Origin of the sequence: Microbacterium sp. NPDC077663 (genome assembly GCF_044542795.1) — a bacterium.
In the GTDB taxonomy this organism is placed as follows: Bacteria; Actinomycetota; Actinomycetes; order Actinomycetales; family Microbacteriaceae; genus Microbacterium.
The window spans coordinates 69376-91715 of the sequence record NZ_JBITVE010000003.1 but is presented as its reverse complement, the minus strand read 5'-3'; the positions used below and the strand labels follow the sequence as shown (position 1 = coordinate 91715).

Sequence of the window (22340 nt, the reverse complement as noted above, 5' to 3'; positions counted from 1 at the left end):
CGTACCCACGGCGCCGCTTACAGCGTCAGTCCGACTCGACGAGCCCCAGGACATCGAGCAGCCAGGCCAGTTCGAACGCGCGTTCACGCCACGAGTTGTACCGCCCGCTCACGCCGCCGTGACCGGCGACCATCTCGCACTTGAGCAGTACGTCCGCGCCGACCTCGCGCAGACGTGCGACCCACTTCGCCGGCTCGACGTAGAGCACCCGCGTGTCGTTGAGCGAGGTGACGGCGAGGATGCGGGGGTACCGCACACCCTTTTGGACGTTCTCGTACGGTGTGTACGACTTCATGTAGGCATACACGTCCGCGTTGTGCAGCGGGTCGCCCCACTCGTCCCATTCGATGACGGTCAGAGGCAGCGACGGGTCGAGGATCGTCGTCAGCGCGTCGACGAACGGGACACCCGCGAGGACACCCGCGAACAGGTCCGGGGCGAGGTTCGCGACCGCGCCCATGAGCAGACCTCCGGCGGAGCCGCCCTCGGCGACCAGCCGGTCGGGCGAGGTGTAGCCCTCGGCGACGAGGTGTCGACCCACGGCGACGAAATCGGTGAAGGTGTTGCGCTTGTGCAGCAGCTTCCCCTCTTCGTACCACTGGCGGCCCATCTCGCCGCCGCCGCGGACGTGGGCGATGGCGAAGATCACACCGCGGTCGAGCATCGAGAGTCGGGCGACGGAGAACCCCGGCTCGATCGAGTGCTCGTACGAGCCGTAGCCGTAGAGGTGCAGGGGTCGGGGTGACGATCCGGGCTCGCCGAACGAACGCTTCCAGACGAGAGAGACCGGGACCCGGGTGCCGTCGTCGGCGACCGCCCAGACCCGCTCCTGGCCGTAGTCGGCCGGGTCGTAACCGCCCAGGACGGGCTGACTCTTGCGGAGCAGGAGCTCCGCGCTCGTTACGTCGTAGTCGTAGACCGTGCCGGGGGTGACGAAGGACGCGTAACCCAGGCGGATCACGGGGGGCGCCCACTCCGAGGATCCGCTCGCGCCGGCGGCGTAGAGCGGCTCGTCGAAGGGGATCTCACTGACCTCGTCGGTCGCGTAGTCGAGGATCCCGACGCGAGAGAGCCCCTCGCGTCGGTACTCGACGATCGCCCAATCCCGGTAGGCGGAGGCGTCGAGCAGCCGTCGTCCGGGCTGATGGGGCAGCACCACATGCCGCTCGCCCGCCGGGTCGGATGCCGGGACCCGCACCAGCTCGAAGTCGAGGGCGCCGTCGTTGTGGAGGATGTAGAGCACGTCCTCGCCGTCGACGATCGCGTGGGTGAGCGAGTACTCGACCCCTTCGCGCCGTGGCCACACCGAGCGGGGCTCCGCCGTGAGGTCGTCGGCGGGGACGAGGAACTCCTCCGAGGTGATCGAGGACCCCACGCCGATGACGAGGTACCGGTCGCTGCGCGTGAAGCCGGCGCCGACCCAGTAGCGCTCGTCGGGTTCGGTGAAGATCACGCGATCGGATGCGGCATCCGTCCCCACCTCGTGCAGCCACACCGTGTCGGGACGCCAGGCGTCGTCGACGGTCGTGTAGACGACGTGACGGCCGTCGGGCGAGAAGACCGCGCCCGAGAAGGTGTTCTCGATGACGTCCTCGAGGTCGTCGCCCGTGGCCAGGTCGCGGATGCGCAAGGTGTAGCGCTCGTCGCCCGCGACGTCGACGCCGTAAAGCATCCGCGTGCCGCCGTTCGACACGTCGAGGCTCCCGAGGGAGAAGAACTCGTGTCCCTCGGCCTCGACGTTGCCGTCGAGGAGCACCTGCTCGCCGGGGACCTCGGTGTCGGGGGACAGCACGGGGGGTGTCCAGTCGGCGACGTCAGCGATCGGTGCGCGGCAGTTGATGCCGTACTGCTTGCCCTCGACGGTGCGCCCGTAGTACCACCACCCGCCGCGTCGGGAGGGGACGGACAGGTCGGTTTCGAGGGTGCGGCCCTTGATCTCCTCGAAGATCCGCTCACGGAGTCCCGCGAGATGCGCGGTGCGCGCGTCGGTGTAGTCGTTCTCCGCCTCCAGATGACCGATGACGGCCTCGTCCTCCTTCTCGCGCAGCCACTCGTACGGGTCCGAGACGGCGTCTCCGTGGTGCGTGCGGGTGAACGGGCGGCGGTCGGCGACGGGCGGTGTCACGGCTTCGGAGGTCACCCGACCACGCTAACCGACCCTCGCGGGCGCGCGCGGGTTATGCCATGGCGGATCGTGTGCGAGGATTTCCCAGGCCCGATTGAACCCCTGGTGACGTCTGGGTGAACTTTTCGTTCGCAACGCCGATCGCCGCGGCACCCGTTCCCCCGATTCCCGACGGAAAGCGAACTGTGGAGACCGCAGCACTCATCGTCGTCCTGGTCATCGCACTGGCACTCTTCTTCGACTTCACCAACGGCTTCCACGACACGGCCAACGCGATGGCGACGCCGATCGCGACCGGTGCTCTCAAGCCCAAGGTCGCGGTGCTCCTGGCCGCCGTCCTCAACCTCGTCGGCGCGTTCCTGTCGACCGAGGTCGCCAAGACGATCTCGGGCGGCATGATCCGCGAGGATCAGCTCTCGCCGTCGATCTTCCCCGCGATCATCTTCGCGGGGCTTATCGGCGCCATCACGTGGAACATGCTCACCTGGCTGCTCGGCCTTCCCTCGAGCTCGTCGCACGCGCTCTTCGGCGGTCTCATCGGGGCGACGATCGTCGGCGCCTCCGTCAGCGCGATCGACCTCGGTGTCGTGCTGTCCAAGGTCGTCCTGCCTGCACTCATCGCCCCGCTGACGGCCGGCATCATCGCCTTCGCCGCCACCAAGATCGCCTACGCCGTCACCCGCCGCTACGACAAGAAGCCGGACGGCCGCGACGGCTTCCGGTGGGGGCAGATCTTCACCTCCTCGCTCGTCGCCCTCGCGCACGGGACGAACGATGCGCAGAAGACCATGGGCGTCATCACCCTCGCTCTCATCACCGTCGGGTGGCAGACGCAGTCCGAGCCGGAGCTCTGGGTCATCTTCGCCTGCGCGTTCACGATCGCCCTCGGCACCTACATGGGCGGTTGGCGGATCATCCGCACGCTCGGCAAGGGCCTGACCGACGTCAAGCCGGCCCAGGGGTTCTCGGCCGAGGCCTCGACGGCCTCGACGATCCTCGCGTCGAGTGCCCTCGGCTTCGCCCTGTCGACGACCCAGGTCGCGTCCGGGTCGGTCATCGGTTCAGGGCTCGGGCGCCGCGGCGCGAGCGTGCGCTGGCGGACGGTCGGACGCATCACCGTCGGATGGGTCCTCACTCTCCCGGCCGCCGGCATCGTCGGCGCGCTCGCCTCGCTGCTGATCGTCGGGCTCGAGAACCTCTTCGGCGAGGGGCCGGGTGAGCTGATCGGCGTCATCATCGGCGCCGTCGTCGCCGTCGCGGTCGTCCTCGCGATCTTCCTCCGTTCGCGCCGCAACGAGGTCACCGCCGCGAATGCCATGAGCAGCGAGGTCGCTGATTCCGGTGCCGCCGTCGACCTGTCGGAGGAACCCCCGCCCACGCGGCGTCAGCAGCGTGTCGCCCAGTCGGCGTCCGCATCCGACGAGGAGGGATCCCGATGAGCGTGGCCGTGGACTGGCTCGCCTTCGTCCAGGTGTTCGTCGCGGCGCTCGTGGCCGCATCCACGGTGGTGGCGTTCTATGCGATCGGTCTCCGTCTGCTCGTGCGCGCGGGACGGGTGCCCGTCGTCGTCCCAGCGACCTTCACCGACGCGCTCACGGTCATGACGCCGAAGGAGCAGAAGCGGGCCGCCAAGGCGGCGAAGAAGGCCGCCAAGAAGAATCCGCTGAGCCCGACCCAGAAGCGCATCGCGCTCGTCGGTGCCTACGCCGCCTTCGCGGTCTGCGGGCTCGTCGTGCTGGGCGGACTGCTGCTGATCCTCTTCAACCACTGAGCGCCTCCCGTCGGCGGCCGTCAATAGGCTGGGCGGCATGCAGCCCCTCTCCTTCGGCCGCCACGCGCCCGCCCTCCGCACGATCGTCCACCTGAGCGACACCCACCTGCTCGCGGGCGACCGTCCACTCGGCGGCACGTACAACTCGACCGGCGGTGTCGCGGCGGCGCTCGCGGCCGTCGAGCGCACCGGCATCCGTCCCGATGCCCTCGTGGTCACGGGCGACCTCACCGATCTCGGTGAGCCGGCCGCCTACCGTCGCCTCCGCGAGCTCGTCGAACCGATGGCCGCCCGTCTGGGCGCGCCGGTGGTGTGGGTGGCAGGCAATCACGACGAACGGCCCGCCCTGCGTGAGGGACTGTTCGACCAGGAGCGCTCCGAGGCGCCGGTGACCGCGGTGCACGACCTGGGCGGGCTCCGGCTGGTCGTGCTGGATTCCACCGTGCCCGGCTGGCACCACGGGCTCGTCGATGCGGACCAGCGCGACTGGCTGCGGGGAGTGCTCGCCGAGCCGGCGCCGCTGGGCACGCTGATCGCCCTGCACCATCCGCCGATCCCCAGCCACATCCCGTTCTTCGACATCCTCGATCTGCAGGAGCAGGACGAGCTCGCCGCGGTGCTCGCGGGCACCGACGTGCGCGGCATCCTCGCCGGGCATCTGCACTACTCGACGTCGGGGACTTTCGCCGGCATCCCGGTGAGCGTCGCGTCGGCCACCTGCTACACGATGAATCTGCAGCGGCCGGCGACCGAGGTGAACGGGATGGATGCCGGTCAGTCCTTCCACCTCGTGCACGTCTACGACGACACGATCACCCACACCGTCGTCCCGGTCGTCGAAGCTCCGACGGGCGACTACTTCTCAGCGGAGTGGGTGGCCCGGATGGCCGCCCTCACCCCCGAGGAGCGGCTCGAGGCGTTCTCGCGCAAGCCCGCCTGACCCCCTTGACTTCGAGCGCACTCGAAGTTCTACCGTGAGGGCATGTCCCTCCTCTCGAGCTCCCTCGGTGCATCGATCGCCGAAGCGGCCGACGCGACCGGTGTCAGCGCCCACACGCTCCGCTACTACGAGCGTGCCGGGCTGATGCTGCACCCCGTCGACCGGACGTCCTCCACCCACCGGCGCTACTCGGACGCGGACCTCGCGTGGATACGCTTCCTCACGCGACTGCGGTGGACGGGGATGCCGATCGCCACGATGCGTCGATACACGGAGCTCGTGCGCGAGGGGGACGCGACGATCGCGGAGCGGCACCGGCTCCTCGTCGAGCACCGGGAGCTCGTCCGACACCGGCTCGAGGAGGTCACGCTCAGCCTCGCTGCCATCGACCACAAGATCGACATCTACGACCAGGAGATCACCGCATCATGAAGACCACCACACTCGGCGCGAACGGTCCGGAGGTCGGCCGCATCGGTCTCGGACTCATGGGGATCAGCGCCTTCTACACCGGCGCCGGGCAGGATGACGCGGGCGGCGCCCGCACGATCCTGGGCGCCTTGGACCGTGGCGTCACCCTGCTCGACACCGCCGAGATGTACGGCCCGTACACGAACGAGGAGCTGCTCGGACAGACGCTGGCTGACGCCGGGCGGCGCGACGAGGTCGTCATCGCGACGAAGTTCGGGACCATCCGCCACACCGCCGGCGACCAGCCGGGAATCGACGGCAGCCCCGAGAACGTCAGGATCGCCGTCGAAGGATCGCTCCGCCGACTGCAGACCGACCGGGTCGACCTGTACTACCAGCACCGCATGGATCCGTCCGTCCCGATCGAGGACACCGTCGGTGTGCTCGCCGGCCTCATCCAGGAGGGGAAGATCCGCGGGTACGGGTTGTCCGAGGCATCCGTCGCCACCATCCGGCGGGCGCACGCGGTGCATCCGGTGACCGCCGTACAGACCGAGTACTCGCTGTGGACCCGCGATCCCGAGGCCGAGCTGCTGCCCGCACTGCGCGAGCTCGGCATCGGGTTCGTGCCCTACTCGCCGCTCGGTCGCGGGTTCCTGACGGGCAGCATCCGCTCGGTCGATCAGCTCGACGAGAACGACTTCCGTCGCAACAACCCGCGGTTCGAGGACGACGCGCTCGCCGCCAACCTGCGGATCGTCGAGGTGATCGAGGGCGTCGCGCAGGAGGCGGAGGCCACGGCAGCACAGGTCGCGCTCGCGTGGCTGCTGGCGCGGGGGGACGACATCGTGCCCATCCCGGGAACCCGCAGGCTCGAGCGCGTGGACGAGAACATCGGCGCCACCGAGCTCACGCTCTCGGACGACCAGGTGCGTCGCCTGAGCGAGGTGGCACCGCCGGTCGGCGACCGTTACGCCGACATGTCGAGCGTCAACCGCTGAGGTCGGCGGGGTGCGGGGATAGGCTCGTCCTATCCCCGCACCCTGTGACCCACAAGGACACCGCAATGGCACCTGACGCGATGACGCGTACCGAGACCGACTCCCTGGGATCGATGGAGATCCCCGCCGACGCCTACTGGGGCATCCACACCGCCCGAGCCCTCGAGAACTTCCCGATCTCGATGCGGCCCATCTCCGTCTACCGCGACCTCGTGGTCGCCCTCGCGATGGTCAAGCAGGCCTCCGCGCGTGCCAACAAGGAGATCGGGGTCCTCGAGGCATCCCGCGCCGACCTCATCGACCGCGCGGCCCAGCGCGTGATCGAGGGCGAGTTCCACGACCAGTTCGTCGTCGGCGTCATCCAGGGCGGTGCCGGCACCTCGACCAACATGAACGCGAACGAGGTCATCACCAACGTCGCGCTCGAGATGGCCGGCCGCGAGAAGGGTGACTACGCCTTCCTCTCGCCCATCGACCACACCAACCGCAGCCAGTCGACCAACGACGTCTACCCGACGGCGATCAAGGTCGGCCTCGGGCTCGACCTGCAGTCGCTGCTCGAGGAGCTCGATCTGCTGCGTCAGGCGTTCCTCAAGAAGGCGGACGAATTCCACGACGTCCTCAAGGTGGGCCGGACCCAGCTGCAGGATGCCGTGCCGATGACGCTCGGGCAGGAGTTCCACGGCTTCGCCACGACGCTGGGGGAGGACTACCACCGCCTGCGCGAGAACGCCTACCTCCTCTACGAGATCAACATGGGTGCCACGGCGATCGGCACCGGCATCACGACGCATCCGGACTACTCCGGTGCCGTGCTGCGCCACCTCCGCGAGATCAGCGGGTTGGACCTCGAGACCGCCGAGGACCTCGTCGAGTCGACGAGCGACACCGGCGCGTTCATGTCCTTCTCCTCCTCGCTCAAGCGCAACGCGATCAAGCTGTCGAAGATCAGCAACGACCTCCGGCTGCTCTCAAGCGGCCCGCAGGCGGGCTTCGGCGAGATCAACCTGCCGCCGCGCCAGGCGGGTTCGAGCATCATGCCCGGCAAGGTCAACCCGGTCATCCCCGAGGTCGTGAACCAGGTGGCGTTCGCCGTCGCCGGCGCCGACCTGACGGTGACGATGGCGGTCGAGGGCGGTCAGCTGCAGTTGAACGCGTTCGAGCCGGTGATCGCGCACTCGATCTTCCAGTCGATCACGTGGATGCGGCGCGGGATGCGGACGCTCCGCGTCAACTGCGTCGACGGGATCACGGCGAACCGGGAACGCCTCGGGACGATGGTCGGCTCGTCGGTCGGCGTCATCACCGCCCTGACGCCGTTCATCGGCTACACGGCCGCCGCGGCCCTCGCCAAGACCGCCCTCCTCACCAAGCGCAACGTCGGCGACCTCGTCGTCGAGGCCGGCCTGATGTCGCGTGAGGAGGTCGACAAGCAGCTGTCGCCGGCGCGCCTGTCGGGACTGCAGGCGGTCACGCGTGCGATCCCCGTTATCACAAAGTCGGGCGAGGTGGAGCAGCACTGATTGCCGGTTGTCTGAGAGAACGGTGAACGCTAGCGTCGGGGTCGTAATCCCGGCCGATGACCGACCAGAAGGACACCTCCATGACTGATCCCAACCAGCCGAACGCTCAGAACGTCCCCCCGGCACCGCCGGCCTACCAGGCGCCCGCCTACGGCAACGCTCCGCAGTACAACGGCGCGCCCTCGGGCGGGTCGACGCCCGGCCGCACGATGGCGATCGTGGCGCTCATCCTCGCGATCATCCCCGGTACGCAGCTCATCGGTCTGATCCTCGGCATCATCGCGCTCGTCCAGAGCCGCAAGGCCGGCGCGAAGAACGGTCTCGCGATCGCCGCGATCATCGTGAGCATCGTGCTGATGATCATCGCGATCATCATCATCATCGCCCTCGTCTCCGCGATCGCCGGCGCGGGCGGCGACCTCGTCACTCAGGTGAACGCGTGCATGGAGGATCCCTCCGGCACCGTCACCTGGCAGGGCGTGACGATGTCCTGCCAGGAACTCCTGGAGCAGAGCGGGTACTGAGTCCCCGCGCAGAAGGCCCCGGATGCGACGCATCCGGGGCCTTCTGTCGTTCCGCGTCAGTCGGTGATGCGGCAGAACGTGGTCAGCTCGCCGATCCCGTCGATGCCGACCGTGACGGTCGAGCGGTCGCGAAGGAAGATCTGCGGGTCCCGCGAGTAGCCTGCGCCGCCCGGTGAGCCGGTGGAGATGAGGGTGCCCGGGAGCAGGGTCGCCGAGCGCGAGAGGTAGGAGACGAGCTTCGCGACCGGGTGGATCATCTGATCCGTCGACGCGTCCTGCACCGTCTGTCCGTCCACGATCGCCCAGATGTGGAGATCCTGCGGGTCGGGGATCTCATCGGCCGTCACGACGAACGGGCCCGTCGGGGTGAAGCCGTCGAAGGACTTGCACCGGGACCACTGCGCCTCGGAGAACTGGATGTCGCGGGCCGTGATGTCGTTGACGACCGTGTACCCCCACACGTGGTCCAGGGCATCCTCGAGCGCGACGTCGCGGGCGGCAGGCCCGATGACCACGCCCAGCTCCGCCTCGTAGTCGACGGACTGGCTCAGCGACCGGGGCCAACTGGTGGTCTGCCGGTGCCCGCCGAGCGAGCCGGGCCAGAGCGTGAAGATCGTCGGCGCCGCATCCGCCTTGAGGCCGAGCTCGCTCGAGTGGGCGGCGTAGTTCAAGCCGACGGCGATGGTGACCGGGGTCTCGAGGATCGCCGAGGCGAACACGGGGGACCCGAGCGGTACCCATTCCACGTCCGTCGCGGCGGCCGACTCGCGGACCCGCTCGAGGAGCGGATCGCCTCCTTCGATGAGCGGCTGCAGACGCGAGGGTGCACCGTCGAACAGGCGCGACACGATCGTGGCGCGGTCCTCTTCGACCAGGACCAGCTGCGGCTCGTCGACTCCGTCGGGGACAACGTGGGCGAAGCGCATGCTCCCAGGCTATCGCCCCGCTGCGGGACGACGCCCCGAGTACACGCGCCCCTAGGCTGAGCGCATGTCGTTCCCGTCGCCGCTCGCGCAACCGACCCACTCGATGCCGGCGACACCACCGCCGGCGCCGCCGCGCCGCGACCTCCCCGTGCCGGCACCGGGGGGCGGCCGGATCGCGCTGTGGATGACGGCGATCGTGATCGGATTCCTCGCCCTGGGCCTCGCCGCTTACTTCCTGACCTTCCTCGGGCCGGCGTCCGCGGTGCTCGCCGCGATCCTGGCTCTCATCCCGCTGGCCCTCGTGCTGGTCGCCATCCGAATCATCGACCGATGGGAGCCGGAGCCGACGGGACTCGTGGCGTTCGCGCTCGCATGGGGCGCGGTGGCATCCGTCGCCCTCGCCCTCGGCGTCGACCTCGTCATCGGTCTGGTGGTGCCGGAGGTTCCGGACACCCTTTCGGCCGTCCTCCAGGCGCCGATCGTTGAAGAAGTCGCGAAGGGTCTCGGCGTTCTGCTCGTCTTCGTCGCCGCGCGTCGCGCCTTCGACGGGCCGGTCGACGGCGTCGTCTACGGTGCACTCGTGGGGGCCGGGTTCGCCTTCACGGAGAACATCCTGTACTTCGCCGACAGCCTCATCACCGGCGGGGTCGAGAGCGCCGCCTACACCTTCTTCCTGCGCGGAGTCCTGTCCCCGTTCGCCCATGTCATGTTCACCGCCGTCACGGGATACGCGCTCGGTCGCGCCGCACGGATGGGTCTTCGGGGAGGCGCGGGCGTCGGTCGGTGGCTGGTCGGCGTCGTGGGGGCGATCACCCTGCACGCGCTGTGGAACGGATCCGCGGTCTTCGCGGACTTCTTCGCCCTCTACGCGATGCTGCAGGTTCCGCTGTTCATCCTGTTCGTCGTCGGGGTCATGCTGCTCCGGCGCGAGGAGACGAGACTGACCCGTGCGCGCCTCGGCGACTATGCGGCAGCGGGGTGGTTCTCCGTCGGAGAGGTCGACATGCTCGCCACACGGGCCGGTCGCGCTCGGGCCATCGCGTGGGCGCGCACACTGCCCGGAGACCGTTCGTCCGCCATGCGCCGCTTCATCGCCGAGGCGACATCCCTGGCCGCGGCCCGCCAGCGCGTGGTGACCGGCCGCGACCCGCGCGCCGCGGCCGACGAGCGTGTGTATCTCGAGCGCGCCACGCGTGCCCGGGGCGACGTCCTCGCGCGCTGAGCGGGGCATCCGGGAAAAGACTCAGCGCCCGGTGCCGCGGCGATGCCTGCGAGTCTTCCGGGCGCTGAGTTGGCCTGGAAAAATGATCCCGCGCGGGTCCTGCGCTGTCAAGAGCCCTGCTGAAGGGACGTCTTTTCCATTCATGGGAATAGGGTCGGATGCGGCGGCGTTCCGCTTTCACGACCGCCGGAGCACTCCGGACCCCCACACGAAGGACCATCATGACCGACTCCACCGCGACCCTCGACATCCCCGGCTACAAGGCGGGGACCTGGATCCTCGACGCCTCGCACAGCGAGGTCGGTTTCAGCGTGCGCCACATGATGATCTCGAAGGTCCGTGGCCACTTCAACGTCAAGGAGGCGACTCTCGTCGCCCCCGAGAACCCGCTGGAAGCCACCCTCGAGGCCAAGGTCGACGCCTCCTCGCTCGACACGAAGGACGAGGGCCGCGACGGTCACCTCCGCAGCGCCGATTTCTTCGACGTCGAGACCTACCCCGAGATCACCTTCCGCTCGACCGGTGTTCGCATCGAGGGCGGCGACTTCCTCGTCGACGGCGACCTCACGATCAAGGACGTCACCAAGCCGATCACGTTCGAGGTCGACTTCGGCGGCTTCGGCACCGACCCCTGGGGCAACTACAAGGCGGGCGCGACCGCGAAGACGGTCATCAACCGCGAGGACTTCGGCCTGACCTGGAATGCGGCGCTCGAGACCGGTGGCGTGCTCGTCGGCAAGGACGTCACGATCGAGCTCGACCTGCAGGGTTCCGTCCAGGCCTGACCCGCTTTGACCACGGAATGCACCTCGGCTTGGATGGACTCATGACTGCAGACCGCACCAAGCCCGAGATCGACGCCCCCGAGGGCCCCGCACCCGCCGATCTGGTCGTCCGCGACCTCATCGAGGGGGACGGCGCCGAGGCGAAGCCCGGCGACACCGTCACCGTGCACTACGTGGGTGTCGAGTACACCACCGGCGAGGAGTTCGACTCGTCCTGGAACCGCGGCGAGAGCATCCAGTTCCCCCTCCGCGGCCTGATCCAGGGGTGGCAGGACGGCATCCCCGGGATGAAGGTGGGCGGTCGGCGTGAGCTCGTCATCCCGCCGCACCTCGCGTACGGTCCCGCGGGAGGACACTTCCTCGGTGGCAAGACGCTGATCTTTATCATCGATCTGCTCGACGTCGCCTGAACCGACATCCCATCGTGTGGCCCGACCGGCTCCGGTCGGGCCACACGTGTGTCCGGCTCCTGCCCTATGGTGGGCAGCATGGGGAACGTCGGCCCACGGGCACGATCGACAGCGGTGCTCGCCGCGGCCGTACTGGCGCTGACCATCGTGCTGGCGCCCGGCACGGCGACCGCGCAGACCGCGGCATCCGGCGGCGCAGCGACCGTCACGCCGACACCGACAGAGACACCTACGTCGACGCCGACGCCCTCACCGTCACCGACCGCATCCCCGGTCCCGCCGGTCACGGTGCACGGCTACTACCGCACGCCGTGGAGCACGGACCCTCGGATCTATCGGACCCGTACGGACGGCAGCGTCACCGCGCTCACCAGGGACCAGTGGCAAGCGGCCGGCAGCCCTCGGCTCCGCGTCCTCCCGGTGGACTACGGACGGGTGACGTGGTCGCCGCAGGTCTACGCGTTGATCACCTGGCCGGACGGCGGAGATGACCGTCGCATCGACAAGGTGGTCGCGCTCGACCGCACGTCGTTCGTGAGCGCCGGTTCGCCGAAGGTGCGTCTCATGGGTCACGTGCCCACCACGCAGTACTTCCGTTATCAGTCCGGGCCCGCGGATCTCTACGCGCGCACGCCCGACGGCAAGACCAAGAAGATGACGTCGTCCGAGCGGGCGGCCGCGGGGTCGCCCCGCGGCGGCCGCGTGGTGGCGGGTGGCTGGTACCGCGCGGCCTGGTCTCCCGCCGTCCATTTCGTCCGGACCGACGGCTCCCACCGCGTGATCACCGCGGACGAGTATCGGCGCGCGGGACGGCCGCACGTGGCTCGGCCGCCGACCGTCTACGCCAAGACGGCGTGGTCGCCGATCGTGTACGGCCTCGTCACCTGGCCGACGTCCGAGACCGATCGCAGCGTCGACACCGTCGAGGCGCTCAGCGCCGCCGAGTTCGCGCGCGCAGGGCGCCCGAAGACGACATTGCGCCCCCGCATCCCCGGCGACTCCTTCGTGCGCCTGTCGACGGGATCCTCGATCCTCCACCGGATGGACGGCTACCTCACCCCCGTCACGCCGGCGCAGTGGCGCTCCGCCGGATCGCCGAACGTCCGCACGGTCGCCCCGGCGAAGCCGATGTACATCCGCGGCATCCTGATCGTGAACAAGTCGATCCCGTTGCCGTCCTCCTACGGGAACGGGCTCCGTCCCGAGCTGACGAACGCCTGGAACAGGATGCGGTCCGACGCGAAGAAGGACGGTGTCTCGCTCTCGATCATCTCGGGGTTCCGCTCCTACGCGTCCCAGCAGAGCGTCTTCGCGAGCAAGGTGCGCCAGCACGGCAGGGCGGAGGCCGAGCGGCGCTCGGCACGTCCCGGGCACAGTGAGCACCAGACCGGCCTGGCGATCGACGTCAACTCGATCTCGCAGTCCTGGGGTGAGACCCGCGCCGGCCGATGGGTGGCGGCGAACGCTCATCGGTACGGCTTCATCGTGCGCTACCCCCGCGGCAAGGAGAAGGTGACCGGGTACCGGTGGGAGCCGTGGCACCTTCGCTACGTCGGTACCGGGACGGCGACCCATCTGAAGAAGACCGGACTCACCCTGGACGAGTACCTCGGCGTGACCTCGCGCTACTGACCGAGCGCGGTCGAGCCTGCTCCCGTCGTGTAGACTCCTGTGGTTGCCGTTCGATCGGCCGCGGATAAAGAGAGCCCACGCATCAGGCGTCGGGCGCCGCGCAACGAAGAGGAAGGGGATCACCTATGGCACTGGAAGCAGACGTCAAGAAGGCGATCATCGAAGAGTACGCGACGCACCCCGGTGACACCGGATCCCCCGAGGTGCAGGTCGCGATGCTGACGCAGCGCATCAAGGACCTCACCGAGCACCTCAAGGAGCACAAGCACGACCACCACTCGCGTCGTGGGCTGTTCCTGCTCGTCGGCCAGCGCCGCCGTCTCCTGGGCTACCTCCAGGACGTCGACATCAACCGTTACCGCTCGCTCATCGAGCGCCTCGGTCTCCGTCGATAAGGCATCGCACCCAGCGTTCAATCGCGCAGAACATTCTTGAGAAGGCCGCCCCACGGTGTGGGGCGGCCTTCGTCGTTGCGGATCAGGCCCGCGCGGCGACGAGTTCGGGATGCCAGATCGCGGCGACGTCGGGATGCGCCCGCAGACGCGACTTGAGGGCGTTCTCGCCGTGCAGGCCGTGGATGGGGTTCCGGGGATCCTGCGACACCCCTCGAGCCCGCGCCGCGAGGTCGGCGGGCAACTCGATCGCCGGCAGCTCGGCGTCGAGCGACGGATTGAAGAAGAACGGAATCGAGATCCGGTCCTCGGGTGCGCGCGGCGAGACGACGCGGTGGTTGGTGGCGGCGAGGTAGCCGCCGGTGGCGTGCTCGAGCAGCTCGCCGATGTTCACGACGAACGATCCCGGAACCGCGGGCGCGTCGATCCACTCGCCGTCGCGCTCGACCTGCAGGCCGCCCTTGCCCGGCTCCACCCACAGCAGGGTGACGACACCGGCATCCTTGTGCGCACCGACGCCCTGCTGGGGTTCGGGGGCGGTGGAGCCCGGATAGCGGACGATCTTGAGCAGGGTCTGCGCCTCGCCGAAGTGGTCGTCGAAGTAGGTGGCCGGTGCCCCGAGAGCCTCGGCCCAGGCGGCCAGGAGGGTCCGCGCGACCTCGGAGAGGATGGTCGTCCACTCCTCGGCGATCTCGCGCAGCTCCGGTTGCGCGCTCGGCCACAGGTTCGGGCCGACGAGCGCGGCGTAGGCCGGGGCATCCGGATCGGTGACGGCTGGCCGTTCCGGTCCGATGTCGATCTGTTCGCGCCAGTCGACGAGGCCCTGCGTGCGTTCGCCGCCGATCCGCGTGTAGCCGCGGAAGTGCGGGCTCTTCACGTTCTCGATCTCGAGCTTCGCCTCGTCGGGGAGGGCGAAGAACGTGCGGGCGGCGCGGTGGAGTCGGGCCTCGAGCTCGGAGGAGACCCCGGTGCCGGTCAGATAGAAGAAGCCGACCTCGTGTGTGACTCGTCGCAGTTCGGCGCGGAAGGCCGCTGCGGCATCGGGCCCCCGATCGAGCTGGGAGAGGTCGAGGACGGGGAGGCTCTGCGCGGACATGGTCCGAGGATAAGCAGGGGTCAGGGAGCCGGCGGCCAATGTTGCAGGTCGTTACCGGCTCAGTGGAACGGCGCGGCCACCCGGTTGCGGTGGTAGTCGAAGATGATGCTCGTCCGGGTGTTCGCGACACTGCGCTGGGCGGAGAGGTGCTCCACGACGAAGGCGCGCACCTCGCTGGAGTCGGCGACGGCGATGTGGATGAGGAAATCGTCCGACCCGCCGAGGAAGAACATCTGGATGACCTGAGGCAGGCCGCGGACCTCATGCGCGAACTCCGTGATGCTCTCGTGGCGGGACCCCGGCCGGAGGGTCACATGCACGATGGCCTGGAGTCCGGCGCCGACCACGCGCTGATCGACGCTCGCGTGGAATCCCGTCAGGACGCCACGGTCCACGAGCGCGCGCGTGCGGGCGTGGGCGGTCGAGGGTGCCACTCCGACGCGGGCCGCGAGTTCCGCGTTCGACAGGCGGGCGTCGGCGGCCAACGCGTCGACGATCGAGCGATCGATCTCGTCCAGTAACACCGGCGGCCGAACATCCTTCGTCGTCTCGCGCTCCGAGATGGCCATCTGTCTCCTTCAAGGGGTGATCTCGTCATTCTGGTCGAAGGATCTTCGTCTGTCATGCACCTGTAACGAATCATCTGCAGGATGAATCCACATCACTCGCCGACGAGGAGCGTGGCGCCATGCGCATCGGGGTCCCCACTGAAATCAAGAACAACGAGAACCGGGTGGCGATCACCCCCGCCGGGGTGGACGCTCTGGTCTCCCGCGGTCACGAGGTGCTCGTGCAGTCCGGCGCGGGGGCGGGGTCCCGCCTCTCGGACGACGCTTTCGCAGCCGCCGGGGCGACCATCACTCCCAACGCCGAGTCGACCTGGGGCCATGCCGAACTCGTCGTGAAGGTGAAGGAGCCCATCGCCGCCGAGTACGGCCACCTGCGTGACGACCTGACCCTGTTCGCCTACCTCCACCTCGCCGCGGACCGGCCGTTGACCGACGCCCTCGTCGCCGCCGGGACCACCGCCGTCGCGTACGAGACGGTGCAGGCCGCGGACCGCTCGCTGCCCCTGCTGTCGCCGATGAGCGAGGTCGCGGGGCGCATCTCCATCACCGTGGGCGCGCACACGTTGATGAGCGCAGCGGGAGGCCGCGGAACGCTGCTGGGCGGCGTCGCCGGGACGCCGAAGGCGAAGGTCGTCGTCATCGGCGGGGGCGTGGCCGGCGAGCACGCGGCGGCGAACGCGCTCGGAATGGGGGCGGACGTCACCGTCATCGACGTCTCCCTGCCGCGACTGCGCGAGCTCGAGAATCGCTACGCGGGTCTTCACACCCGCGCGTCGAGTCGCTACGAGATCGCCGAGCAGGTGGCATCCGCCGATCTCGTCATCGGGTCGGTGCTCATCCCGGGAGCAGCGGCACCGAAGCTCGTGACACTCGATATGGTCGCGGGGATGAAGGCGGGCGCGGTCCTCGTCGACATCGCGATCGACCAGGGAGGGTGCTTCGAAGGCTCCCGCCCGACGACGCACGACGACCCGACCTTCGCCGTCCACGACGCCGTCTACTACTGCGTCGCCAACATGCCCGGTGCGGTGCCCGAGACGTCCACGCGGGCACTGACGAACGCGACGCTGCCGTTCGTCACGGCCCTGGCGGACAAGGGGTGGGACGCCGCTGCCGCGGCCGACACGGCGCTGGCGAAGGGGCTCAATGTGCGCGCGGGACGCGTGACGAACGAGGGTGTCGCGGCGGCATTCGGACTGCCGTTCGTCCCCGCCTGATCAGGCCATCGGTCGCCGCGAGCCCGTCGGGTCGTTGAGGCGTTGGTCGCTCCGGGTGAGGTCGGGGTCGGCGAACAGCCATCCCGGTCGGGGCTCGATCAGGGGGCGGAACACCCGCCGGACGGGCCGGGAGGCGAGGAGTGCCGTGATCGCCACCGACAGCAGAGCCACGAGCGGCAGCCACAGCCACGTCGGGTCGAGGCCCCGCAGGACGCCCGACTCTCGGAACGGATACAGCACGAAGGAGTGCAGGAGGTAGACGTACATCGTGTACCGACCGATCGCCGTCCAGCGGTACTCGCCTCGCGGGATGAGGACGAAGAACGACACGCTGAGCACGAGAGCCAGGGCCATGAGGAGCAGGCGGACGCCGCCCGCCCACCACTGCCATCCGACGAGGTCGATGTAGTTTTCCTCGTAGAAGAGCCACTGACTGAGGTTCATCTCCTTCAGCGGTGTGACGAACGCCCACGCGCACACACCGGCCGCGACGAGGATCGCTGCGGCGGCGACCCGGAACGAGAGCCGGCGCCGCTGCAGGAGGCCGTGGCGTTCGAGGACGCGGTGGTGACTGAGCCACCACCCGAGCGTGAAGAACGGCAGCAGGCCCAGCGTGCGCGAGAGCGAGAGCGTCGCATCGACGTTGGGGAAGTAGCCCACGGTGATCGAGATGACGAGTGTCCACAGCAGTGGCATCCGGAGCAGTGCGAGGTAGGGCAGCACGAGCCGGAAGATGCCGAGGGCGAGCAGGAACCACAGGGTCCATGACGGCTGCGTGAGGTTCGGGTTGGCCTGGCCCTCGACGAGGAACTTCGTGAGCGTCCACAGCCCCTCGAAGATCACATACGGCACGACGATGTCGGTGAGCAGGCGCGTCATCCGTCGTCTGCTGGGCGGATCGGAGCGGGAGAAGTATCCCGAGATGAGGGCGAAGGCGGGCATATGGAACGCGTAGATCAGGAAGTACAGGCTCTGCGCGATGTCCGAGTCGTAGGTGAGTCGCTGGATGGCGTGCCCGAGGACCACGAGGAGGATGCACGCGGCGCGGGCGTTGTCCCAGATCGGGATGCGGCGGGTGCTGCCCGGGGCGGCGGTACTCATCGGGGCCAGAGTACCGGCGGGAATAACGTGGACACGAGGACGTTGACACGGGTACATTCATTTGCATGAATCGGACGCGATCCGTCCGGGAATCGAGAGGGACACCGTGAGCGACACCAGCAGCACCACCACCAGCTGGCCCGGGGTGCAGTTCGGCATCTTCACCGTCACCGACATCACGCAGGACCCCACCACGGGCCACACGCCCAGTGAGCGCGAGCGCATCGCCGCAACCGTCGAGATCGCGAAGCACGCGGAGGAGGTCGGCCTCGACGTGTTCGCCATCGGCGAGCACCACAACCCCCCGTTCTGGTCCTCGTCTCCGACGACGACGCTCGCCTACATTGCGGCGCAGACCGAACGCCTCATCCTCTCCACCTCGACGACGCTCATCACGACGAACGACCCGGTGAAGATCGCCGAGGACTACGCGATGCTGCAGCACCTGTCGGGTGGCCGCATGGACCTCATGCTCGGGCGCGGGAACACCGGACCCGTCTACCCATGGTTCGGCAAGGACATCCGCCAGGGCGTGCCTCTCGCGATCGAGAACTACGCCCTGCTCCACAAGCTGTGGCGCGAGGACGTCGTCGACTTCGAGGGCAAGTTCCGCACCCCGCTGCAGGGCTTCACCTCGACGCCGCGTCCGCTGGACGGCGTGCCCCCGTTCGTCTGGCACGGCTCCATCCGCACCCCCGAGATCGCCGAGCAGGCCGCCTACTACGGTGACGGCTTCTTCGCGAACAACATCTTCTGGCCGGCCGAGCACTACCAGCGCCTCATCGGCCTCTACCGCCAGCGGTGGGAGCACTACGGTCACGGCGCACCCGAGACGGCGATCGTCGGCATCGGCGGTCAGGCGTTCATGGCGAAGAACTCGCAGGATGCCGTCGCGCAGTTCCGCCCGTACTTCGACAACGCCCCCGTGTACGGTCACGGCCCGTCGATGGAGGACTTCTCCCAGATGACGCCGCTCACCGTCGGCTCGCCGCAGCAGGTGATCGATCGCTACGCCGGGATGCGCGACTTGTTCGGCGACTTCCAGCGTCAGCTCTTCCTCGTCGACCACGCGGGTCTCCCGCTCAAGACGGTCCTCGAGCAGCTCGACTTCCTGGGCGGCGAAGTGGTTCCGGCCCTGCGGAAGGAGCTCGCGACGGATCGACCCGCGATCGTCCCCGACGCCCCGACCCACGCGGCACGCGTCGCCGCCTCCTACGGCGACGGTCCCGTCCGCGAGGCGCGTCCCCGCGCGAACCGCGGCGACAACCTGTCGGGCCCGAGCCCGTACCAGGACACTCCGGCTCCCGTCGGTGCCGCCTTCGGTCTGGGCGGTGCGCGATGACCGGCCGCCGGATTGCGGTCGTCTCGGCCGGGCTGTCGAACCCGTCCTCGACGCGCATGCTCGCCGACAAGCTCGCCGCCGCGGTGCTGACGGACCTGCGCGAGCGGGGGGTCGAGGCATCCGTCGACACCTTCGAGCTGCGCGAGTACGCCCACGACATCACGAACAACCTGCTGACGGGGTTCGCTCCGCCCGCGCTCGAGACCATGATCAACACGGTCGTTTCGGCCGACGCGCTCATCGTCGTGACGCCGATCTTCTCGACGAGCTACTCGGGCCTGTTCAAGTCCTTCATCGACGTCCTCGATCCCGACGCCCTGCAGGGCAAGCCGGTGCTCATCGGCGCGAACGCCGGCACCGCGCGTCACTCGCTCGCGATCGACTACGCGATCCGGCCGCTGTTCGCCTACCTGCACGCCGAGGCCGTCTCGACGGGCGTGTTCGCCGCGTCGTCGGACTGGGGCGCGCGCGCCGACGACGTGTCGCCGCTGTCGGCACGCATCGAGCGGGGTGCGCGGGAACTGGCGGATGCGGTGACGCGGCGTCCCGCCGGCGAGACCCTCGATCCGTTCGACCCCGAGTCGTACCTCGGCAAGGGCGGCTCGTTCGGTCACCTGCTGGGCGGTCTCACGGGGGAGTGACCCGATCAGCGCGAGCGGCGGCCCGTCCAGCGGGTCGCCGCCGCGTCGATCGTCAGCCCGAGCGCGATCGCGACGGCGATCGAGAGCACGACGGCGAGCACCGGCTCACCGGGCAGGAGGCTCCCCACCGCTGCTCCGACGAGAGCTTGGTAGACCGCCCATGCCGTCGCCGCGACCGCGACCGTCACGAGGTATCTCACGGCGGGGACCCTCGTCGCCCCGGCGGTGAGGTTGACAGCCAGCCGCGCGAACGGGATGAAGCGGGCGGTGAACACGACGGTCGCCGTCCCTCTCGAGAGGCGGGCCCCCGCCCAGTCCACCGCCGAACGGATGCGGGGGTGCCGCATCCACCGCCATCGTTCGACGCCGACGACCCGCCCGACTCCGTAGCACAGCGCGTCGCCGCAGAACGCGGCGAGGGCGGCGACGCCGATGACGGCGGTGAGGGCGGGAGTCCCCGTGGTCGCCGCGAGCGCGCCTGTCGCGGTCACGGCGATCTCGCCCGGGACGACGACCAGCACGGCATCGGCGAACACCAGCGCGAAGAGCGCCGGAAGCGCCCACGGACCCCCGGCGACACCGGCCAGCAGATCGGCGAACACGGGCTCTGTGTACCAGGCGGCGGTGAACGCGGGGCGAACAGGGGCCGGTCCGGGAACGCAGCGATGGACTCCGGGCGAGAAGTGGATGAACACTCGGCGATCCGAGGCTCTGACGCTCGGCCCGGGCTCGCGGCCCCGGCACCCTGGTGCTGTGAGAGTCGCGGTCGTCACCGAGTCCTTCCTCCCGCACATGAACGGGGTCACCGGATCGGTCCTGCAGATCCGGGAGCACCTCGAGCGACGCGGACACGAGGTGTTCGTCATCGCGCCCGGTGTCGGTCGTCGCGAACTCGGGATGCCGGGCCGCTCCGTCCCCTCCGTGCCGCTGCCCCGATACCCTGCCGTGCGTCTCGCGATACCGCCGGTCGCCTCGATCGCACGGGACCTGGCCCGATTCGAGGCCGACGTCGTCCATCTCGCCTCGCCGTTCCTGCTCGGGTGGCAGGGTCTCGTCGCCGCAGAGGTGCGTCGGCTCCCGACGGTCGCGGTGTACCAGACCGATGTCGTCGCCTACGTCGGCAGGTACGGGCTGTCGCAGGGGGCGGCGCTCGCCGAGGCCCACGTGCGCAGACTGCACCGGCGTGCGACCCTCACCCTCGCGCCCTCGGTGTCCGCCCGCGCCCAGCTCGAGGGCTTCGGCATCGACCGGGTCGCCCTGTGGGGCCGCGGGGTGGACGGGATCCGGTTCACGCCGGACCGGCGCGACGACCGCTGGCGGCAGCGCGTGGCGCCCGGCGAGGTGATCGTCGGATACATGGGCAGGCTCGCACCCGAGAAGCAGGTGGAGGACCTCGTGGCGTTGCGGGGGATCCCCGGCATCCGCCTCGTGATCGTCGGCGACGGACCGGCGCGACCGGCGCTCGAACAGATGATGCCCGACGCGGTCTTCCTCGGCCACCTCGACGGGGACGAGCTCGCGACCGCGCTCGCGTCGTTCGACGTGTTCGTGCACCCCGGCGAGAGCGAGACGTTCGGGCAGACGATCCAAGAGGCGCAGGCCAGCGGTGTGCCGGTGGTGGCGACCGGGTCGGGTGGTCCCCTCGACCTGGTCCGCAGCAGCGTCGACGGGTGGCTCTACCGGCCCGGCGATACCGCCGACCTGCGCGCCCGCGTGGCCGACCTCGCCGGCGACGACGCCAAGCGTCGCGCTTTCGCCCGCGCCGCCCGGGACGCGGTGTCCGGGCGCACCTGGGAGGCGCTGGCGGACCGGCTCGTCGAGCACTACGAGCGGGCCGCGATGCTGCACGTGATGGATGCCGGGCGTCGCGTCCACGCGTGGCCGCGCCCCGACGTCGCCGCGCCAGGCCCCGACGCGGCGCGGCGGTGGTCGCGCTACGTCGCGCTCGGGGATTCGATCACCGAGGGCCTCTGCGACTCCTCGCGCATGCCGGCCGGGGCCTTCCGAGGGTGGGCGGACCGGCTCGCTCACCTGCTCGCCCTCCGCGGCGGCGACCGCAGCCCGTTCCGCTACGCGAACCTCGCGGTTCGCAGCCGGCGGGTGGGGCACGTGGTCGACGAGCAGGTGCCCCGGTGCCTGGAAATGCGTCCTGATCTGGTATCGGTGCTCATCGGCGCCAACGATCTCACCCGGCTGCGGTGCGACCCGCGCGTTCTGGCTACCCAGGTGGAGGACGCCGTCAGCCGTCTCCGAGCCGCCGGCTGCGACGTGCTCCTCGCGACGGTGTTCCTGCCCGACCGAGTCGCGGCCGGGGTCTTCCATCGCCGCTTCGCCGTGTACAACGCCCACTTGCGGCGCGCGGCCGCCCGCACCGGCGCGATCCTGCTCGATCTCGCCGCCCTTCCTGAGCTCTCCCGCACCGAGCTCTGGGCGGACGACAAAGTGCATCTGCGCGCCCGGGGGCACCGCTACGTCGCCTACCGCGCCGCGGACGCGCTCGGCGTGCCCGACGCCGAGGCGCTCGCGGGCCTCGACGAGGCCTTCCACGTCGACGAGGACACGCCGCCGGGCGGCTCCTGGCTGCGCCGCGACGCCCTGCCGTGGGTGTGGCGGCGTCTGCGCGGCCGGACGGCGGGGGACGGGCTCACGGCGAAGGTTCCGGACTACGTCGTGGTGGGCCGGCCGAGCGGGCGGGCGGGCCTTCGCCGCTGA

General features: G+C 69.6%; 22 protein-coding genes. 16 read left to right on the top strand and 6 right to left on the bottom strand.

The features are described from left to right. Window positions 1-25: 25 nt before the first annotated feature. Window positions 26-2125 carry a S9 family peptidase gene (locus ACIGEP_RS13100; protein ID WP_396662604.1) on the bottom strand — a complete coding sequence of 700 codons (2100 nt, stop codon included), beginning with the start codon at window positions 2123-2125 and terminating at the stop codon, window positions 26-28. 185 nt (window positions 2126-2310) lie between these two features. Here ACIGEP_RS13100 and ACIGEP_RS13095 point away from each other — a divergent pair, with 185 nt between their 5' ends. The 7 genes from ACIGEP_RS13095 (at window position 2311) to ACIGEP_RS13065 (ending at window position 8295) form a co-directional block, all read left to right on the top strand. Further along, complete coding sequence (locus tag ACIGEP_RS13095) at window positions 2311-3564, top strand: anion permease (RefSeq protein ID WP_396662076.1); 1254 nt, start codon at window positions 2311-2313, stop codon at window positions 3562-3564. Continuing rightward, window positions 3561-3896 (top strand): peptidase, encoded by a 336-nt coding sequence (locus tag ACIGEP_RS13090; RefSeq protein ID WP_396662075.1) that lies wholly within the window; start codon window positions 3561-3563, stop codon window positions 3894-3896. The genes ACIGEP_RS13095 and ACIGEP_RS13090 overlap by 4 nt, the downstream gene beginning before the upstream one ends. 37 nt (window positions 3897-3933) lie before the next feature. Continuing rightward, window positions 3934-4836, top strand: coding sequence for a phosphodiesterase (locus tag ACIGEP_RS13085; RefSeq protein ID WP_396662074.1), 903 nt, complete (start codon window positions 3934-3936; stop codon window positions 4834-4836). 42 nt (window positions 4837-4878) lie between these two features. Next, complete coding sequence (locus ACIGEP_RS13080) at window positions 4879-5268, top strand: MerR family transcriptional regulator (protein ID WP_396662073.1); 390 nt, start codon at window positions 4879-4881, stop codon at window positions 5266-5268. Continuing rightward, complete coding sequence (locus tag ACIGEP_RS13075; protein WP_396662072.1) at window positions 5265-6248, top strand: aldo/keto reductase; 984 nt, start codon at window positions 5265-5267, stop codon at window positions 6246-6248. Before ACIGEP_RS13080 ends, ACIGEP_RS13075 begins: the two co-directional genes overlap by 4 nt. A gap of 65 nt (window positions 6249-6313) precedes the next feature. Continuing rightward, complete coding sequence (locus ACIGEP_RS13070; RefSeq protein ID WP_396662071.1) at window positions 6314-7771, top strand: aspartate ammonia-lyase; 1458 nt, start codon at window positions 6314-6316, stop codon at window positions 7769-7771. 80 nt (window positions 7772-7851) lie between these two features. After that, on the top strand, window positions 7852-8295 hold the full coding sequence (locus ACIGEP_RS13065) for a DUF4190 domain-containing protein (RefSeq protein WP_396662070.1): 444 nt from the start codon (window positions 7852-7854) through the stop codon (window positions 8293-8295). 56 nt (window positions 8296-8351) lie between these two features. On the opposite strand, the gene ACIGEP_RS13060 is transcribed toward ACIGEP_RS13065, so the two are convergent. Beyond that, window positions 8352-9221, bottom strand: coding sequence for a fumarylacetoacetate hydrolase family protein (locus tag ACIGEP_RS13060; protein WP_396662069.1), 870 nt, complete (start codon window positions 9219-9221; stop codon window positions 8352-8354). Between the two features lie 64 nt (window positions 9222-9285). On the opposite strand from ACIGEP_RS13060, the gene ACIGEP_RS13055 reads away from it, so the two are divergent. The 5 genes from ACIGEP_RS13055 (at window position 9286) to rpsO (ending at window position 13665) form a co-directional block, all read left to right on the top strand. Continuing rightward, window positions 9286-10443, top strand: a complete 1158-nt coding sequence (locus ACIGEP_RS13055; RefSeq protein WP_396662068.1) for a PrsW family intramembrane metalloprotease — start codon at window positions 9286-9288, stop codon at window positions 10441-10443. A gap of 221 nt (window positions 10444-10664) precedes the next feature. Further along, window positions 10665-11228 carry a YceI family protein gene (locus tag ACIGEP_RS13050; protein ID WP_396662067.1) on the top strand — a complete coding sequence of 188 codons (564 nt, stop codon included), beginning with the start codon at window positions 10665-10667 and terminating at the stop codon, window positions 11226-11228. Between the two features lie 41 nt (window positions 11229-11269). Next, window positions 11270-11638, top strand: coding sequence for an FKBP-type peptidyl-prolyl cis-trans isomerase (locus ACIGEP_RS13045; protein WP_251582490.1), 369 nt, complete (start codon window positions 11270-11272; stop codon window positions 11636-11638). 78 nt (window positions 11639-11716) lie between these two features. Further along, complete coding sequence (locus ACIGEP_RS13040; protein ID WP_396662066.1) at window positions 11717-13270, top strand: D-alanyl-D-alanine carboxypeptidase family protein; 1554 nt, start codon at window positions 11717-11719, stop codon at window positions 13268-13270. A 125-nt stretch (window positions 13271-13395) separates the two neighbouring features. Then, complete coding sequence (rpsO, locus tag ACIGEP_RS13035; RefSeq protein WP_018187174.1) at window positions 13396-13665, top strand: 30S ribosomal protein S15; 270 nt, start codon at window positions 13396-13398, stop codon at window positions 13663-13665. 82 nt (window positions 13666-13747) lie between these two features. On the opposite strand, the gene ACIGEP_RS13030 is transcribed toward rpsO, so the two are convergent. Together ACIGEP_RS13030 and ACIGEP_RS13025 are read right to left on the bottom strand one after the other, a co-directional pair. Continuing rightward, window positions 13748-14758 carry an isopenicillin N synthase family dioxygenase gene (locus ACIGEP_RS13030; protein ID WP_396662065.1) on the bottom strand — a complete coding sequence of 337 codons (1011 nt, stop codon included), beginning with the start codon at window positions 14756-14758 and terminating at the stop codon, window positions 13748-13750. A gap of 59 nt (window positions 14759-14817) precedes the next feature. Further along, a complete protein-coding gene (locus tag ACIGEP_RS13025) occupies window positions 14818-15327 on the bottom strand; it encodes an Lrp/AsnC family transcriptional regulator (RefSeq protein ID WP_396662064.1) in 510 nt (169 codons plus the stop codon). Between the two features lie 119 nt (window positions 15328-15446). On the opposite strand from ACIGEP_RS13025, the gene ald reads away from it, so the two are divergent. Next, on the top strand, window positions 15447-16544 hold the full coding sequence (ald, locus tag ACIGEP_RS13020; protein WP_396662063.1) for an alanine dehydrogenase: 1098 nt from the start codon (window positions 15447-15449) through the stop codon (window positions 16542-16544). Here the strand turns inward: ald and ACIGEP_RS13015 are convergent, their stop codons facing one another. Then, a complete protein-coding gene (locus tag ACIGEP_RS13015; protein WP_396662062.1) occupies window positions 16545-17645 on the bottom strand; it encodes an acyltransferase family protein in 1101 nt (366 codons plus the stop codon). A gap of 145 nt (window positions 17646-17790) precedes the next feature. On the opposite strand from ACIGEP_RS13015, the gene ACIGEP_RS13010 reads away from it, so the two are divergent. Both ACIGEP_RS13010 and ACIGEP_RS13005 read left to right on the top strand, forming a co-directional pair. Continuing rightward, window positions 17791-18987 carry an LLM class flavin-dependent oxidoreductase gene (locus ACIGEP_RS13010; protein WP_396662603.1) on the top strand — a complete coding sequence of 399 codons (1197 nt, stop codon included), beginning with the start codon at window positions 17791-17793 and terminating at the stop codon, window positions 18985-18987. Then, entirely contained in the window at window positions 18984-19628 is a 645-nt protein-coding gene (locus ACIGEP_RS13005) for an FMN reductase (protein WP_396662061.1), read from the top strand. Before ACIGEP_RS13010 ends, ACIGEP_RS13005 begins: the two co-directional genes overlap by 4 nt. 5 nt (window positions 19629-19633) lie before the next feature. Here the strand turns inward: ACIGEP_RS13005 and ACIGEP_RS13000 are convergent, their stop codons facing one another. Continuing rightward, window positions 19634-20230: a DedA family protein gene (locus ACIGEP_RS13000; RefSeq protein WP_396662060.1), complete on the bottom strand. Its 597-nt coding sequence runs from the start codon at window positions 20228-20230 to the stop codon at window positions 19634-19636. Between the two features lie 151 nt (window positions 20231-20381). Between ACIGEP_RS13000 and ACIGEP_RS12995 the strand changes: the two genes are divergently transcribed. Next, entirely contained in the window at window positions 20382-22340 is a 1959-nt protein-coding gene (locus ACIGEP_RS12995) for a GDSL-type esterase/lipase family protein (RefSeq protein ID WP_396662059.1), read from the top strand.

Coding starts and splice junctions, on each gene's coding strand:
- ACIGEP_RS13090 (WP_396662075.1), top strand. CDS start 3,561: ATGAGCGTGGCCGTGGACTGGCTCGCCTTCGTCCAGGTGTTCGTCGCG.
- ACIGEP_RS13085 (WP_396662074.1), top strand. CDS start 3,934: ATGCAGCCCCTCTCCTTCGGCCGCCACGCGCCCGCCCTCCGCACGATC.
- ACIGEP_RS13080 (WP_396662073.1), top strand. CDS start 4,879: ATGTCCCTCCTCTCGAGCTCCCTCGGTGCATCGATCGCCGAAGCGGCC.
- ACIGEP_RS13075 (WP_396662072.1), top strand. CDS start 5,265: ATGAAGACCACCACACTCGGCGCGAACGGTCCGGAGGTCGGCCGCATC.
- ACIGEP_RS13070 (WP_396662071.1), top strand. CDS start 6,314: ATGGCACCTGACGCGATGACGCGTACCGAGACCGACTCCCTGGGATCG.
- ACIGEP_RS13065 (WP_396662070.1), top strand. CDS start 7,852: ATGACTGATCCCAACCAGCCGAACGCTCAGAACGTCCCCCCGGCACCG.
- ACIGEP_RS13060 (WP_396662069.1), bottom strand. CDS start 9,221: ATGCGCTTCGCCCACGTTGTCCCCGACGGAGTCGACGAGCCGCAGCTG.
- ACIGEP_RS13055 (WP_396662068.1), top strand. CDS start 9,286: ATGTCGTTCCCGTCGCCGCTCGCGCAACCGACCCACTCGATGCCGGCG.
- ACIGEP_RS13050 (WP_396662067.1), top strand. CDS start 10,665: ATGACCGACTCCACCGCGACCCTCGACATCCCCGGCTACAAGGCGGGG.
- ACIGEP_RS13045 (WP_251582490.1), top strand. CDS start 11,270: ATGACTGCAGACCGCACCAAGCCCGAGATCGACGCCCCCGAGGGCCCC.
- ACIGEP_RS13040 (WP_396662066.1), top strand. CDS start 11,717: ATGGGGAACGTCGGCCCACGGGCACGATCGACAGCGGTGCTCGCCGCG.
- rpsO (WP_018187174.1), top strand. CDS start 13,396: ATGGCACTGGAAGCAGACGTCAAGAAGGCGATCATCGAAGAGTACGCG.
- ACIGEP_RS13030 (WP_396662065.1), bottom strand. CDS start 14,758: ATGTCCGCGCAGAGCCTCCCCGTCCTCGACCTCTCCCAGCTCGATCGG.
- ACIGEP_RS13025 (WP_396662064.1), bottom strand. CDS start 15,327: ATGGCCATCTCGGAGCGCGAGACGACGAAGGATGTTCGGCCGCCGGTG.
- ald (WP_396662063.1), top strand. CDS start 15,447: ATGCGCATCGGGGTCCCCACTGAAATCAAGAACAACGAGAACCGGGTG.
- ACIGEP_RS13015 (WP_396662062.1), bottom strand. CDS start 17,645: ATGAGTACCGCCGCCCCGGGCAGCACCCGCCGCATCCCGATCTGGGAC.
- ACIGEP_RS13005 (WP_396662061.1), top strand. CDS start 18,984: ATGACCGGCCGCCGGATTGCGGTCGTCTCGGCCGGGCTGTCGAACCCG.